Raw genomic sequence first — 14,500 nt, 5'->3', positions numbered from 1 at the left:
GGCTGCGGGGGTGGCCATGACTCAGACCCAGGAAAAGGGGCAGTCCCCTTCGGGACAGCGGGGCGTCGCCCATCTGGTCTGTGGACGACGCGCCAAGTGGGTTGTGCTCGTTCTGTGGCTGGCGGTGCTGTTCCTGACGGCACCGTTCGCGCAGAAGCTGACCGACGCGCAGGACAACGACGCGGCATCCTGGCTGCCGGGGTCCGCCGAATCCACCCAAGTCCTGGAGATCTCCGAGGACTTCAGGCCGGAGCAGATCCCGGCGGTCGTCATCTACGCCCGCGACGGCGGCCTGACGGCACAGGACCGCGCGGCGATCACCGAGGACGTCTCGCAGCTCAAACAGCTCACCGATCACGGCATCCGCGGCGCCGAGACCCGGGGCCCGGTCTTCGACCGGGAGCTGGACCCGCGCGCGGCCCAGGTCCAGGTCCCGATCACGATGGACGAGAAGGGCTGGGAGCGCATCGCACCCGCCGTGGACTCCATCAAGGACATCGTCGGGGAGGGCGGCGGCGGGCTGACCGTGCACATCACGGGCCCGGGCGGCACCTCCGCGGACTTCTCCGAGGCCTTCGAGGGCATCGACTCCACGCTGCTGTTCTCGGCGATGGTGGTCGTCATCGTCATGCTCCTGCTCACCTACCGCAGTCCCACCCTGCTCCTGGTCCCCCTCATCGCCGTGATCGTCGCCCTGTTCACCGCGCAGGCCCTGATCTATCTCCTGGCCGAACACGCGGGCCTGACCGTCAACGGCCAGAGCGCGGGCATCCTCACGGTCCTGGTGTTCGGCGCGGGCACGGACTACGCACTCCTGCTGGTCGCCCGCTACCGGGAGGAACTGCGCCGTCACGAGGACCGTCACGAGGCGATGGCGCTTGCCCTGCACCGCGCAGGCCCGGCGGTGATCGCGTCCGGTGCGACCGTCGTGCTGAGCATGCTGGTGCTGCTGGCGGCGGAGATGAACTCCACGAGGGGCCTCGGCCCGGTGGCCGCGATCGGCGTGGCGGTGGCCCTGCTCGCGATGATGTCCCTGTTCCCCGCCCTGCTGGTCATCTTCGGCCGCTGGATCTTCTGGCCGGTGATCCCGCACCTGGGCACCGAGAACCCCGACAAGCGGGGCATGTGGGCCCGCATGGGCCGCCGCATCTCGCATCGCCCGCGCATGGTCTGGGGCGTCACGGCGATCGCCCTCGCGGTCTGCTCCCTCGGCCTGATCCAGCTGCGCGCCGAGGGGCTGAGCAACGCCGACGCGTTCACCGACAAGCCGGACTCGATCACCGGCCAGGAGATCTCGGCGCGCTACTTCCCGGCCGGCAGCGGCGACCCGCTGGTCATCGTCAGCAACCAGGCCCAGGCCGTGGAGGTCGGCCGCGCGGTGGCGGAGACGCAGGGCGTCGTCCCCACCTCACTGGGTCTGCCACCGGGCACAAAACCGTCGTTCGAGGGCAAGGTGCTCTTCGAGGCGACGATGACCGCCCCCGCCGACAGCGAGGCCGCGAAACAGACCGTCGAGCGGGTCCGCGACGCCGTCCACGCGGTGCCGGACGCCGACGCCCAGGTGGGCGGCGGTACGGCGGCCCTCCTGGACATGGACAAGGCGACGACGCACGACAACATCCTGATCATCCCGCTGGTCCTGCTGGTCGTGCTCCTGATCCTCTGTGCCCTGCTGCGCGCCCTGATCGCCCCGCTCCTGCTGATCGGCACGGTGATCCTGTCCTTCGCGGCGGCCCTGGGCATCAGCGCGCTCGCCTTCCGCCACATCTTCGACTACGCCGGGGAGTCGACCGACTTCCCGCTGTTCGTGTTCGTCTTCCTGGTGGCGCTCGGCATCGACTACAACATCTTCCTCACCACCCGCATCCGCGAGGAGGCAGCCCACCAGGGCACCCGCCAAGGCGTGGTCACCGGCCTCGCCGCCACAGGCGCCGTCATCACCTCGGCCGGCCTGGTCCTCGCCGGCACCTTCGCCGCCCTCGGCACCCTCCCCATGGTCGCCTTCGCCGAAATCGGCTTCGCAGTGGCCCTGGGCGTACTCCTGGACACCTTCATCGTCCGCTCGGTCCTGGTGACGTCCCTCTTCCTGGACGTGGGCCCCAAGGTGTGGTGGCCACATCCCCTGGCACGGGAGGACGGGGGAGCTCCGGCGGTACGGGAGCCGGAGGAGGGCGTGGCGGGGAGGGGTGGCTGAGCGGGCACGCGTGCGGCGCGCCTTCAACGCCGGCCCAGGCACTTCAGCCCGTCCGGCGTTTGAGGACGAGGCCGTTCAGGCCGAAGCGGGGGTCTGGGGGCGGCAGCCCCCAGGAGCCGGGGTCTGGGGGCGGCAGCCCCCAGGAACCGGGGTCGAAGGGGCGCCAGCCCCTGGAGGATGGGACGGGTAGGGGCGGCGGGGGCGAAATCACCCCACCCGGCGAATCAGCGCCAAGTACATCGCATCGGTCCCATGCAGATGAGGCCACAACTGCACATCCGGCCCCTCCCCCAACTCCGGCACCCCCGCCAGCAAGGGCCGCGCATCAACCAGTTCAGCCGCGGCAGCACCCTGCTTCAGCACGTCGTCCACGACAGCCCGAGTCTCAGCAAGATGCGGCGAACACGTGGCGTACCCGACGACACCCCCCACCCGCACAGAGTCCAACGCCGCCCGCAACAACCCCCGCTGCAGCGGCGCAAACCCCTCCAGATCCTCCACCCGTCGCCGCCACCGAGCCTCCGGCCGCCGACGCAACGCCCCCAGTCCCGTACACGGCACATCCACCAGCACCCGGTCAAAGCTCGCCGCCCGCCAGGCCGGCCGCGTCCCATCCGCGGCGATGACCTGATACGGCCCAGGATTCCCGGCCAGCGCCTTGGCCACCAGCCCGGCCCGGTGCGGCTGCTTCTCGGAGGCAAGCAACATGGCACCCCGCTCGGCGGCCAACGCCCCGAGCAGCGCCGCCTTGCCCCCAGGTCCGGCACACCCGTCGAGCCACTTCTGGTCGGGCCCGTCCAGCGGCGCGTTGGCGAGAGCAAGCGCGACCAGCTGAGACCCCTCGTCCTGCACCCCAGCCCGGCCTTCCCGCACGGCCTCGATGGCCCCCGGCTCCCCGCCCTCGGCCAGCCGCACCGCATAGGGCGACCAACGCCCTGGCACCGCGGCCTCCTCACCGAGCAGTTCCTCGGCCGTGGCCCGACCCGGCCGCGCGACGAGCGTCACCTCGGGCCGCTCGTTGTCGGCCTCCAGCAACCGCTCGATCCCGGCCCGCCCGCCACCGAGCGAGTCCCACAACGCCGAGACGACCCACCGCGGATGCGAGTGCACGACGGCGAGGTGCTCCTCGGGATCGTCGTCGTACGGCGGCGCGACCCGCTGGATCCACCCGTCGAGGTCGTCCTGCGCGACCTTGCGCAGCACGGCGTTCACGAACTTCGCGCGCCCGTCACCGAGGACGACCCGAGCGAGCTCGACGGACGCCGACACCGCGGCATGCGTGGGAATCCGCGTCCCCAGCAGCTGATGCACACCCAGGCTGAGCACATCGAGCACGGGCGGGTCGACCTCACGCAGCGGCCGGTCCACACACGCGGAGATCACGGCGTCGTACGTCCCCTGCCACCGCAGCGTCCCGTACACCAGCTCGGTCGCGAGCGCTGCGTCCCGCCCGTCGAAGTCGCCCTGCTCCCGCGCCTTCCGCAACAGCGGCGGCAGTACGAGGTTGGCGTACGCGTCCCGTTCGTCCACGGCGCGCAGTGCCTCGAAGGCGAGGACGCGGACGGGGTCTTTCTTGGGCCGTCGGTAGGGCTTGCCGGGTTTGCGGGGCCGACGGGAGGTGTCGCTCACGAAAAAGGTGCTCCGGATTGCTGGATGAGATGTACCGACCAGCCTACGTCGCACGCCTGGCCCGGCGTAGGGCCGGTCACTCCCCGACGCGCTCGCCGTCCCCGATCCGCACGCCCCGCGCCCAGTCCGCGGCCCGCATCGGCTTCTTGCCCTGAGCCTGCACCCACAGCAGCTCGACGGCGTACGACCCGGTCCCGACGTACACGTTGTTCTTGCCGACGGAGAGCGCACTGGGCGCGAGATCGTCCCGCCCGGGCACCGGCTGCACCTGGATGAGCTTGAGCCGCTCGCCGCGGAAGGTGGTCCAGGCACCCGGGGCAGGGGTGCACCCGCGCACGACACGGTCGACGCGCAGGGAGGGAGCGGCCCAGTCGATGTGGGCGTCCTCGACATTGACCTTGGGGGCGAGGGTGACCCCCTCGGACGGCTGCGGTACGGCCTTCAGCGTGCCGTCCTCGATGCCGTCCATGGTCGCCGCGAGCAGTCCGGAGCCCGCGAAGGCCAGCCGGGTCAGCAGGTCGCCGCTGGTGTCGGTGGTCCGGATCTCCTCGGTGACGGTGCCGTAGACGGGCCCGGAGTCGAGCCCTTCCTCGATGAGGAACGTGGAGGCCCCGGTGATCTCGTCGCCGGCCATGATGGAGTGCTGCACGGGCGCCGCTCCGCGCCATGCGGGCAGCAGCGAGAAGTGCAGGTTGACCCAGCCGTGGGCCGGGATGTCGAGGGCGACGCGTGGCAGCAGGGCGCCGTAGGCGACGACGGGGCAGCAGTCGGGGGCGATCTCCCGGAGCCGTTCCAGAAACTCGGGGTCGCGCGGCCTGGCGGGCTTGAGCACCTCGATGCCCGCCTCCTCGGCCCGCTCGGCCACCGGGCTCGCCACCATCCTGCGCCCCCGCCCGGCCTGCGCGTCGGGCCGCGTCACGACGGCGGCCACCTCGTGCCGCCCGGAGGCGATCAGAGCGTCCAGAGCGGGAACGGCGACCTCGGGGGTACCGGCGAAGACAAGCTTCATGGGTGGGCACGGGCCTCTCGGACGGGGTTGGTTGGGGCAGCACACAAGTCTATGTGCGGGCGCGAGGAGGGCTCACGTCGGCGGCACCACGCAGGAATTCGCCACGGCTCGGGAACGACGGGCAGAACCCGAGGCCAAAGGCCAGGACATCGAGGCGCGTACCCCCACCCAGGGGCGTAGGCATATGCCCATACGCCCCCACTGCGTGACCCGCGGAGCGCTCCCGCGTTGGTCAAGAAAGAGTTGACCACAACGGGCCGCACCCGCCGTCTCCGCGGCCCCTTCCTTTTCAACGCCGGTTCGAGAGGCTTGTTCATGGCCGACCACGCAACCCACGACGCCCAGGCTCGGGCCAGCCTGCACTTGCTGGTGCGGGACATCGAGCGGGTCCGCCGGCAGGTGGACGCACTGCGCACGCTCACCGCCCAACTGGGCAACGTCTACCGCCCGCGCCGCTCCGGCCCCGCCACGGGCTTCGTCGTCTACGGACGTGCCCCCGCCCCGACGGTCCGTCTCGCCCAGGAGCTGCGGGACAGTGTCGAAACCCTGGTCACGGCAGCCGTGGACTTCGACCGCTCACTCGGCTTCTCGTGGGACGCGGTGGGTTCCGCTCTCGGCGTCACCAAGCAGGCGGTGCACCGACGCTACGGCGCGCGCCGCGCCGCCACCCAGGCGGCGGCCGAGGCCGAGCGGACGACCGAGCCGGTGTCCAGCCGGACGGTCAATGTCACCACCGCTCTCCCCCCGGTGCCGACGGTACCCGCGGCGCGTTCCATGCCGACGCAGCCGACGGCTGGCAGCCCCGGCCTGCGCGACGAGGCCAGGCCCACGGCGTTCCCCGGCCCTCGCAACGGCTGACACCCAGGCTGCCCCCACCTCACTCTGCCCTCCCGATGCGCACCCGGGAGGGCAGAGGCATACCTGCCCGGCCCCTGCCACAGCCCTGAGAGCGCGGCACGGCAACGGATCAGCGGCATAGGCAGCACCAGGCAGCACCAGGCAGCACCAGGCAGCACCAGGCAGCACCAGGCAGCACCAGGCAGCACCAGGCAGCACCAGGCAGCACCAGCGTCACCCGATATCAGGCGGATCGATCCGAACCCGCACCGCGATCTCCCCGGCCCCACGCGCCATCCGCGCCGCCTGCGCGGCCTTCAGCGCGGACGCCAGCGCCGCCCCTCTTCCCGGTGGAACCCGGATGAGCGCCCGGTCCCAGTGCTCCCCGGGCGGCGGCCCTCCTACGCGCCGGGGGCGCCCCACCGCCGTCACGGGTACCGGCACGGGCCCCAACACCTCGGCCTCCGGCGGCAGTTCGACGGTACCGAGAAACTCGGCCACCGCCTCTCCCGGCCCGGCCACGGAAGCCATCCGGGACACCGGCGGAAAACCCAGCTCGGCCCGCTCGCCGAGTTCGCGCACCGCGTGCCCGACGGGGTCCCACCGCACCAGCGCCTGTACGGGCCGCAGCGTGGGCTCGGCGACCACGACCACGGTGCCCCCGGCGCCCTGCGGCCGCACCAGCGAAGCAGCGGCGATCCACCGCCGCAGCGCGTCCTCTCCCGCCCGCAGGTCAGGCCGGCCGAGCATGGCCCAGCCGTCCAGCAGGAGCGCCGCCGCATACCCGCCCTCGGCGACGGGCTCGGCCCCCGGTGTGCTCACGACCAGCGAGGGCGTGCCCGGCACGGTGTCAAGTACGTGCTCGCGGCCCGAGGTCCGCACCGGAACAGCGGGAAAGGCCCGCCCCAACTCCTCGGCGGTCCGCCGCGCCCCCACCACCTGAGCCCGCAGCCGGAACGCCCCGCACTCCGGACAGTGCCAGGCCCCTTCGTCACGCCCGCACCACCCGCACCGCAGCTCCGCCCCGGAGCCCTGCGCCTCCAGCGGCCCGGAACAGTGCCGACACCGAGCGGGAGCCCGGCAGTTGGCGCAGGCCATCCGCGGCACATACCCGCGTCGCGGCACCTGCACGAGGACCGGCCCCTGCCGCAGCCCCTCCCGCACCGCCTGCCAGGCGAGCGTGGGCAGCCGAGCGGCACGCGCGGCCTCGTCCCGCGCGAGATCCCCGTCCCCCACGGTCCGTACGAGCGGGGCCGCGCCCCGCACCTGCTCCCGGGTGGCGACCAACGGCCGGGCCCATCCGCTCTCCACGAGCTGGGCGGCTTCGACCGTGCAGCTCCAACTCCCCAGCAGGAAGCCGCACTTGTCCTGCGCGGCCCGCAGCAGCAGCACTTCACGCGCATGAGGCTGCGGGGCATGCTGTTCGCTGTGGCTGTCGTCGCCGTCGTCCCAGAGGGCGACCAGCCCAAGGTCCTGCACGGGCGCGAACATGGCGGCCCGCGTCCCCACGACGGCCCGGACACTTCCGCGCCGTACGGACAGCCACTCCCGATACCGCTTCTCGGGCCCGGCATCGGCGGTCAGCACCGCATGGCGCCCCTCCCCCATCAGGGAGGTCAGGGCAGCGTCGACCCGAGCAACGGCTCGCCCGTCCGGCACCACGACGAGCGCCCCGCGTCCGGAGGCGAGCGTCGCCGCGACGGCCCGGGCCAGCTCCTCGCTCCACTCGGGGCCCGGCAGAGCGTTCCACACGGCACGCGGCGAACCACCGGAGGCCAGGGCCTCCAGGAAGGCGGCCCCCCGCTCGTACCGGCCCCAGGACCCCACCTCGGGCCTGCCGGGCGCCGGGAGCGGCTCCGGTGAGGGCCGCTGCTCGGCCCGCGCACTGCGCGGCGGCACGGCCAGCTGCAGCACATCGGCGAGCCCTCCGGCATACCGGTCGGCCACGGCCCGCGCGAGCCCGAGCAACTCCTCGCTCAGCACCCGCTCAGGCGAAACGACCTGCGCGAGGGCCGCCAACGGCCCGGAGTAGTCCGACTCGGCAAGCCGCTCGACGAGGAAGCCGTCGATGAGACCCCCGCCCTCACGCCGCCCCTGCCGCACCCGATGCCGCCCGGCGCCGAACCGCACCCGCACCCGCACCCCTGGCTGCGCCTGGGCGTCCAGCTCCGCCGGCACGGCGTAGTCGAAGTACCGATCGAGATGAAGCACACCCTTGTCGACCAGCACCCGCGCCACAGGCAGCTCCTCGGCCACCGCCGCACCGCGCCAGGTCCGGGGCTTGGCCCGCGGGACCTTCGCCTTGCGCACGCTGTCCCGGATGAGCGCGAGCTGCTCGGGCGACGCCTCCTCGGCCCCGCCATCACCGGTCTCGTTCTCGCTGCTCACGCCTGCATTCCTACCAAACGCCACTGACAACCGCCGGAGCCCGAGTTCCCCTGCGGGCGCGGGTACACCGAGGCCCGGCGCCCCACCAGGGACGCCGGGCCTCGGACAAACCCGTGGAACCGGGCCTTACAGACCCACTGCCTTACGCAGCGCCTCCACCCGGTCCGTCCGCTCCCAGGTGAACTCCGGCAGCTCACGGCCGAAGTGGCCGTAGGCGGCGGTCTGGGCGTAGATCGGGCGGAGCAGGTCCAGGTCGCGGATGATCGCGGCCGGACGCAGGTCGAAGACCACGTCGATGGCCTTCTCGATCTTCTCGGTCTCGACCTTGGCCGTGCCGAAGGTCTCGACGAAGAGACCGACCGGCTCCGCCTTGCCGATCGCGTACGCCACCTGCACCTCGCAGCGCGAGGCGAGGCCGGCCGCGACCACGTTCTTGGCGACCCAGCGCATCGCGTACGCCGCCGAGCGGTCGACCTTGGACGGGTCCTTGCCGGAGAACGCACCGCCGCCGTGGCGGGCCATGCCGCCGTACGTGTCGATGATGATCTTCCGGCCGGTCAGACCGGCGTCACCCATCGGGCCGCCGATCTCGAAGCGGCCGGTCGGGTTGACCAGGAGGCGGTAGTTCTCGGTGTCGAGCTTGATGCCGTCGTCGAGCAGGGCCTTCAGCTCCGGCTCGACCACGAACTCCCGGATGTCGGGGGCCAGGAGCGAGTCCAGGTCGATGTCGCTCGCGTGCTGCGAGGAGACGACCACGGTGTCCAGGCGGACCGCCTTGTCGCCGTCGTACTCGATGGTGACCTGCGTCTTGCCGTCCGGGCGCAGGTAGGGGATCGTGCCGTTCTTGCGGACCTCGGAGAGGCGCTTGGACAGACGGTGCGCCAGGAAGATGGGCAGCGGCATCAGCGTGGGCGTCTCGTCCGTCGCGTAGCCGAACATCAGGCCCTGGTCGCCCGCGCCCTGGCGGTCCAGCTCGTCCTCGTCGCCCTCGACACGGGTCTCGTACGCCGTGTCGACGCCCTGCGCGATGTCCGGCGACTGCGAGCCGATCGAGACCGAGATGCCGCAGGAGGCGCCGTCGAAGCCCTTCTTCGAGGAGTCGTAGCCGATCTCGAGGACCTTGTTGCGGACCAGCGTCGCGATGTCCGCGTACGTCTTGGTCGTGACCTCTCCGGCCACGTGCACCAGGCCGGTCGTGATCATGGTTTCGACAGCGACCCGGGACGACGGGTCCTCGCGCAGAAGCGCGTCAAGAATGGTGTCGCTGATCTGGTCAGCGATCTTGTCGGGGTGGCCCTCGGTCACAGACTCCGAGGTGAACAGGCGACGGGACACAACGCTCCCTGGGGTTGCAGCGGCTGCTGGCTGATCATTGTTGGACGGGCCGGGGGCTGCGCCCGGCGTCGTCCGAGGACAGTTTATCTGTCGCGTTCGGTCACGGACCCCCTGTCTCGCCTCTCGGGAGGGCTGTGACCTGCGGCACGGGCATTCTGCCCAATGTCATGTGCCGTTGGCCAGGGGCGCCACACCCGAATCGAGCGCTGCTCGAGGGGAGTCGGCAGCGCATCAACCATGTGCGCCCAACCGGCGCGCCACCAGGTCCCACACGGTTTCGGCCAGGGCTTCCTTGGGTCCGTACGGCACGGGCGTCTCGCTGCCGTCGGCGCCCAGGACGACCGCCTCGTTCTCCTCGGAGCCGAAGGTCTTGCGCTCGCCCACCTCGTTCACCACGAGCAGGTCGCACCCCTTGCGCTCCAGCTTTTTCCGGCCGTTTGCCAGCACGTCGTCGGTCTCGGCGGCGAAGCCGACGATCACCTGGCCGGGGCGGGCGCGGTCGGTCGAGATGTCCGCGAGGATGTCCGGATTCCGCACCAGGACGATGGGGTCCGGCTCGTGATCGTCCTTCTTCTTGATCTTTCCGGTGGCGTAAGACGCAGGACGGAAGTCCGCGACCGCCGCCGCCATCACGACCGCGTCAGCTTCCGCGGACGCCTTGAGGACCGCTTCCCGCAGCTGTACGGCGGTGCCGACCTGGATGACGTCCACGCCCGCCGGGTCGGCCAGACCGGTGTTTGCGGCGATCAGCGTCACCCGGGCGCCCCGGGCGGCTGCGGTGCGGGCGAGGGCGTAGCCCTGCTTGCCGGAGGAGCGGTTGCCGAGGAAGCGGACCGGGTCGAGGGGCTCGCGGGTACCGCCGGCGCTGACGACGACGTGCCGTCCGGCGAGGTCGGCCTCGGTGACGCCCCGGGCGAGCACCCGGCGGCAGACCTCGAAGATCTCCGCGGGCTCGGGCAGCCGGCCCTTGCCGGTGTCGACGCCGGTGAGGCGGCCGACGGCCGGCTCGATGACGATCGCGCCGCGCCGGCGCAGCGTCGCGACGTTCTCCTGGGTGGCCGGGTGCTCCCACATCTCGGTGTGCATGGCGGGGGCGAAGACCACCGGGCAGCGGGCGGTGAGCAGGGTGTTGGTCAGCAGGTCGTCAGCGAGGCCGTGCGCGGCCTTCGCGAGCGTGTCGGCCGTGGCCGGGGCGACGACGACCAGATCGGCCTGCTGCCCGATGCGGACGTGCGGGACCTCGTGGACGTCGTCCCAGACCTCGGTCGAGACGGGCTTGCCGGAGAGGGCGGACCAGGTGGCGGCACCGACGAAGTGCAGCGCCGAGGCGGTGGGCACGACCCGGACGTCATGCCCGGACTCGGTGAGTCTGCGCAGCAGCTCGCAGGCCTTGTACGCGGCGATGCCGCCGCTGACCCCCAGAACGACCTTCGGCTTGTCCACCGTCTCTCCCCGGACCTCGGAAACGTACGACATCCATGACACACCACAGGCCCGGCAGACGCGCTGCCGGGCCTGTGGAAAAGCCTTCTGCAAGCTGCAGATATTACTTACTGCGCCGGGCCCTCGACGGCCTCGGACGTCAGCAGACCCGCGTTGATCTCGCGCAGGGCGATCGACAGCGGCTTCTCGTGGACGTGGGTGTCCACGAGCGGACCGACGTACTCGAGGAGGCCCTCGCCGAGCTGCGAGTAGTACGCGTTGATCTGGCGGGCCCGCTTGGCCGCGTAGATCACGAGGCTGTACTTCGAGTCGGTTGCCTCGAGGAGCTCGTCGATCGGCGGGTTGATGATGCCCTCGGGCGCGGAGATGGAAGAGGACACGCTCTACCTTCCGATGGATGGGAAAGAATCAGTCGATGTGATCACTCAGTACGAGCAGTCACGATCACACAACGTCCATCAAGGCTAGCAGCTCACGCGCCACGTCCTCGACGGAGGTGTTGACCAAGGTCACATCGAACTCGGGCTCGGCCGCCAGCTCGACCTTCGCCGCGTCCAGGCGGCGCGCGATCACCTCGGGCGGCTCGGTGCCACGTCCGGTGAGTCTGCGTACGAGCTCCTCCCAGGAAGGGGGAGCCAGGAACACCAGCTGGGCGTCGGCCATCGACTCACTGACCTGCCGGGCGCCCTGAAGGTCGATCTCCAGGAGAACGGGCTCACCCGCCTCCAGCCGCTCCAGCACTGCCGCACGCGGCGTGCCGTAGCGGTTGCCGGCGAACTCGGCCCACTCCAGCAGCTCGCCGTTGGCGATCAGCTTGTCCATCTCTTCGTCGGTGACGAAGAAGTAGTGGATTCCGTGCTGCTCGCCCGGGCGGGGCTTGCGGGTCGTCGCCGAAACCGAGAGCCAGACCTCGGGGTGTTCCTTGCGCATATGGGCGACGACCGTGCTCTTGCCGACCCCGGAGGGGCCGGAGAGCACGGTCAGCCGCGGACGTTCACTCATGCAGCGATTATTCCAGCAATCCCGGAGTGCCCGGGACTCCCGGTCCCAAGTGCCGGGATCAGGAGCCCGTGCTGCCGAACTCACGCTCCAGGGAAGCGATCTGGTTCGAGCCGAGACCACGCACGCGGCGGCTCTCGGAGATGCCGAGTCGCTCCATGATCTGCTTGGCGCGGACCTTGCCCACGCCGGGCAGGGACTCGAGCAGGGCGGAGACCTTCATCTTTCCGATGACGTCGTTCTCCTGGCCCTGCTTGATGACCTCGTGAAGGGAGGCGCCGGAGTGCTTGAGTCGATTCTTGACCTCGGCCCGCTCCCGGCGAGCCGCGGCGGCCTTTTCGAGCGCGGCTGCGCGCTGTTCAGGGGTAAGGGGCGGAAGAGCCACGCCTACGTCACCTCGGATGTTGAACTGTCGGATACGGACCGGTGAGGAACCTAGTCGCCCCACACCTGGGGAGGCACGAGCAACACGCTGCCCGTTCTCCCCCACTGCTTCAGGGAGCGTGGGAGGTGCTCCCACTCGTCGGAGACTAGCGGCCAAGTCCGCCAGAGTCAGCGAGAACAGCGGAAAAGTCCTGGTCAGCCTCCGCCAGGCCGGACATTTAGGACATAATGCCCTGGATTTGAGGATGTATTCAGACTCAAGTCGTCCCGAGCCACTCATCGGAGGACTCGGGCGAGCAGCTCGAACAGCCCTGACGGCGGTCAGACACCCGACACGGCGACCGTGACCTCTTCGGCGAAGCGTGACGCGGCGTCACGCAGCGCGACGACGTCGGGCCCGTGCCTCAGCACTCCCCGGCTGACGTTCGGGACCACATTGCGCGCCGCGGCCCCGAAGACCCGGGGAAGATCCGCCGGCGTGGCGCCCTGCGCACCGATGCCGGGCGCGAGGAGCGGACCGTTGATGTCGAGGTCGTACGACGAGAGGTCACCGAGCGTGGCGCCGACGACCGCCCCGAAGGAACCCATGGGCTCCTCCCCCGTGTTCTCGGCGGCCAGGTGCGCCAGCATCGTCGCGCCGACGTTGCGGCCGTCCGCGCGGACCGCGTGCTGGACCTCGCCGCCCTCCGGGTTCGAGGTCAGGGCGAGCACGAACAGGCCGGTGCCGCTCTCGCGGGCCAGCGCCACGGCCGGCGACAGCGAGCCGTAACCGAGGTAGGGCGAGACGGTCAGCGCGTCCGAGAACAGCGGGGAGTCCTTGCGCAGGAAGGACTCGGCGTACGCGGCCATGGTCGAGCCGATGTCGCCGCGCTTGGCGTCCATCAGCACCAGCGCTCCGGCGTCCCGGGCCTCCTCGACCGACTTCTCCAGGACGGCGACGCCACGCGACCCGAAGCGCTCGAAGAACGCGCTCTGCGGCTTGAGCACGGCGACCCGGTCGGCCATCGCCTCGACGACGGTACGACTGAACCGCTCCAGGCCGGCCACGTCGTCGTTCAGACCCCACTCGGCGAGCAGCGAGGCGTGCGGGTCGATGCCGACGCACAGGGGGCCACGCTCGTCCATGGCCCGGCGCAGGCGTGCGCCAAAGGGTTCCAGAGCACTCATGCGGTCTTCCTTGCCTTCCTGACGTCGGCGCCGACCGCGTCGGCGAGGGTGTCGTACGGGCTGGTGCGAAGGCGTGCGGCGAGGCCCTTGTGGATGGCGCGGCCCCAGAACGGTCCCTCGTAGATGAAGGCGCTGTATCCCTGGACCAGCGTGGCGCCCGCCAGGATCCGCTGCCAGGCGTCCTCGGCGTTCTCGATGCCCCCGACGCCCACGAGGGTGATCCGGTCGCCCACACGCGCGTACAGGCGTCGCAGCACCTCCAGGGAGCGCGCCTTCAGCGGGGCTCCCGAGAGACCGCCGGTCTCCTTGACCAGCGAGGGTTCGGATTTCAAACCGAGCCCGTCGCGCGCGATGGTGGTGTTCGTGGCGATGATCCCGTCCAGGCCGAGCTCGACGGCCAGGTCGGCGACCGCGTCGACATCCTCGTCGGCGAGGTCCGGCGCGATCTTGACGAGCAGCGGCACCCGGCGGCTGGTCACCGTACGGTCGGCGGCCTCGCGGACGGCGGTGAGGAGCGGGCGCAGGGACTCGGTGGCCTGGAGGTTGCGCAGACCGGGTGTGTTGGGCGAGGAGACATTGACCACCAGGTAGTCGGCGTACGCTGCCAGCCGCTCCGTCGACTTCACGTAGTCGCCGACGGCCTCCGCCTCCGGGACGACCTTGGTCTTGCCGATGTTGACGCCCACGACGGTCCTGAAGACGGGCGTACGGGAGGCCAGACGGGCCGCGACGGCCAGCGAGCCCTCGTTGTTGAAGCCCATGCGGTTGATCAGCGCCCGGTCCTTCACGAGGCGGAACAGCCGCTTCTTGGGGTTGCCCGGCTGCGCCTCCCCGGTGACCGTGCCGATCTCGACGTGGTCGAAGCCGAGCATCGACATCCCGTCGACGGCGACGGCGTTCTTGTCGAAGCCGGCGGCGAGCCCGAAGGGGCCGTGCATCCGCAGCCCGAAGGCCTCCGTGCGCAGTTCCTTGTGGCGGGGCGCGAGGGCGGCGGCGACGAACGTGCGCAGTACGGGGATGCGGACGGCGAGACGAATCCAGCGGAAGGCCAGGTAGTGGGCCTTCTCGGCGTCCATTCGTTTGAAGACGAGGTTGAAGAAGATCTTGTACATGGT

12 protein-coding genes are annotated in these 14,500 nt (G+C 71.0%); 2 read left to right on the top strand and 10 right to left on the bottom strand.

From position 1 onward, the window contains the following. Nucleotides 1-16: 16 nt before the first annotated feature. Nucleotides 17-2,194 (top strand): MMPL family transporter, encoded by a 2,178-nt coding sequence (locus ACFY5C_RS25835; RefSeq protein ID WP_389447903.1) that lies wholly within the window; start codon nt 17-19, stop codon nt 2,192-2,194. 207 nt (nt 2,195-2,401) lie between these two features. On the opposite strand, the gene ACFY5C_RS25830 is transcribed toward ACFY5C_RS25835, so the two are convergent. Further along, complete coding sequence (locus tag ACFY5C_RS25830; RefSeq protein WP_389447901.1) at nt 2,402-3,823, bottom strand: RsmB/NOP family class I SAM-dependent RNA methyltransferase; 1,422 nt, start codon at nt 3,821-3,823, stop codon at nt 2,402-2,404. A gap of 76 nt (nt 3,824-3,899) precedes the next feature. Beyond that, entirely contained in the window at nt 3,900-4,832 is a 933-nt protein-coding gene (gene fmt / locus ACFY5C_RS25825; protein WP_389447899.1) for a methionyl-tRNA formyltransferase, read from the bottom strand. Between the two features lie 315 nt (nt 4,833-5,147). Here fmt and ACFY5C_RS25820 point away from each other — a divergent pair, with 315 nt between their 5' ends. Further along, nucleotides 5,148-5,690 (top strand): hypothetical protein, encoded by a 543-nt coding sequence (locus tag ACFY5C_RS25820; protein WP_389447897.1) that lies wholly within the window; start codon nt 5,148-5,150, stop codon nt 5,688-5,690. Nucleotides 5,691-5,903: 213 nt separating this feature from the next. Here ACFY5C_RS25820 and ACFY5C_RS25815 read toward each other — a convergent pair whose 3' ends face one another. From ACFY5C_RS25815 to ACFY5C_RS25780, 8 genes are all read right to left on the bottom strand, one after another. Next, nucleotides 5,904-8,057, bottom strand: coding sequence for a primosomal protein N' (locus ACFY5C_RS25815; RefSeq protein WP_389447895.1), 2,154 nt, complete (start codon nt 8,055-8,057; stop codon nt 5,904-5,906). Nucleotides 8,058-8,183: 126 nt separating this feature from the next. After that, complete coding sequence (gene metK / locus ACFY5C_RS25810; RefSeq protein ID WP_389447893.1) at nt 8,184-9,392, bottom strand: methionine adenosyltransferase; 1,209 nt, start codon at nt 9,390-9,392, stop codon at nt 8,184-8,186. A 231-nt stretch (nt 9,393-9,623) separates the two neighbouring features. Further along, a complete protein-coding gene (gene coaBC, locus ACFY5C_RS25805; RefSeq protein WP_389448066.1) occupies nt 9,624-10,835 on the bottom strand; it encodes a bifunctional phosphopantothenoylcysteine decarboxylase/phosphopantothenate--cysteine ligase CoaBC in 1,212 nt (403 codons plus the stop codon). Between the two features lie 107 nt (nt 10,836-10,942). Further along, the gene (gene rpoZ / locus ACFY5C_RS25800; protein WP_003988945.1) at nt 10,943-11,215 is read right to left on the bottom strand and encodes a DNA-directed RNA polymerase subunit omega; all 273 of its coding nucleotides are present in this window, start codon (nt 11,213-11,215) and stop codon (nt 10,943-10,945) included. A 64-nt stretch (nt 11,216-11,279) separates the two neighbouring features. Continuing rightward, the gene (gene gmk / locus ACFY5C_RS25795) at nt 11,280-11,837 is read right to left on the bottom strand and encodes a guanylate kinase (RefSeq protein ID WP_389447891.1); all 558 of its coding nucleotides are present in this window, start codon (nt 11,835-11,837) and stop codon (nt 11,280-11,282) included. Nucleotides 11,838-11,895: 58 nt separating this feature from the next. Further along, a complete protein-coding gene (locus ACFY5C_RS25790; RefSeq protein ID WP_003977346.1) occupies nt 11,896-12,219 on the bottom strand; it encodes an integration host factor in 324 nt (107 codons plus the stop codon). Nucleotides 12,220-12,539: 320 nt separating this feature from the next. Next, nucleotides 12,540-13,385, bottom strand: coding sequence for an orotidine-5'-phosphate decarboxylase (pyrF, locus tag ACFY5C_RS25785; RefSeq protein ID WP_389447889.1), 846 nt, complete (start codon nt 13,383-13,385; stop codon nt 12,540-12,542). Beyond that, nucleotides 13,382-14,497, bottom strand: a complete 1,116-nt coding sequence (locus ACFY5C_RS25780) for a quinone-dependent dihydroorotate dehydrogenase (protein WP_389447887.1) — start codon at nt 14,495-14,497, stop codon at nt 13,382-13,384. Before ACFY5C_RS25780 ends, pyrF begins: the two co-directional genes overlap by 4 nt. Between the last annotated feature and the right edge of the window lie 3 nt (nt 14,498-14,500).

Source organism: Streptomyces sp. NPDC012935 (genome assembly GCF_042900345.1).
GTDB lineage: Bacteria > Actinomycetota > Actinomycetes > Streptomycetales > Streptomycetaceae > Streptomyces.
Note: the sequence above shows the minus strand (reverse complement) of the source record. Positions and strands in the feature narration are given on the sequence as shown.

What these genes read in the sequence shown, in the direction of transcription:
- ACFY5C_RS25820 (WP_389447897.1), top strand. Translation starts at nt 5,148, where the DNA reads ATGGCCGACCACGCAACCCACGACGCCCAGGCTCGGGCCAGCCTGCAC.
- ACFY5C_RS25835 (WP_389447903.1), top strand. Translation starts at nt 17, where the DNA reads ATGACTCAGACCCAGGAAAAGGGGCAGTCCCCTTCGGGACAGCGGGGC.
- gmk (WP_389447891.1), bottom strand. Translation starts at nt 11,837, where the DNA reads ATGAGTGAACGTCCGCGGCTGACCGTGCTCTCCGGCCCCTCCGGGGTC.
- ACFY5C_RS25780 (WP_389447887.1), bottom strand. Translation starts at nt 14,497, where the DNA reads ATGTACAAGATCTTCTTCAACCTCGTCTTCAAACGAATGGACGCCGAG.
- fmt (WP_389447899.1), bottom strand. Translation starts at nt 4,832, where the DNA reads ATGAAGCTTGTCTTCGCCGGTACCCCCGAGGTCGCCGTTCCCGCTCTG.
- pyrF (WP_389447889.1), bottom strand. Translation starts at nt 13,385, where the DNA reads ATGAGTGCTCTGGAACCCTTTGGCGCACGCCTGCGCCGGGCCATGGAC.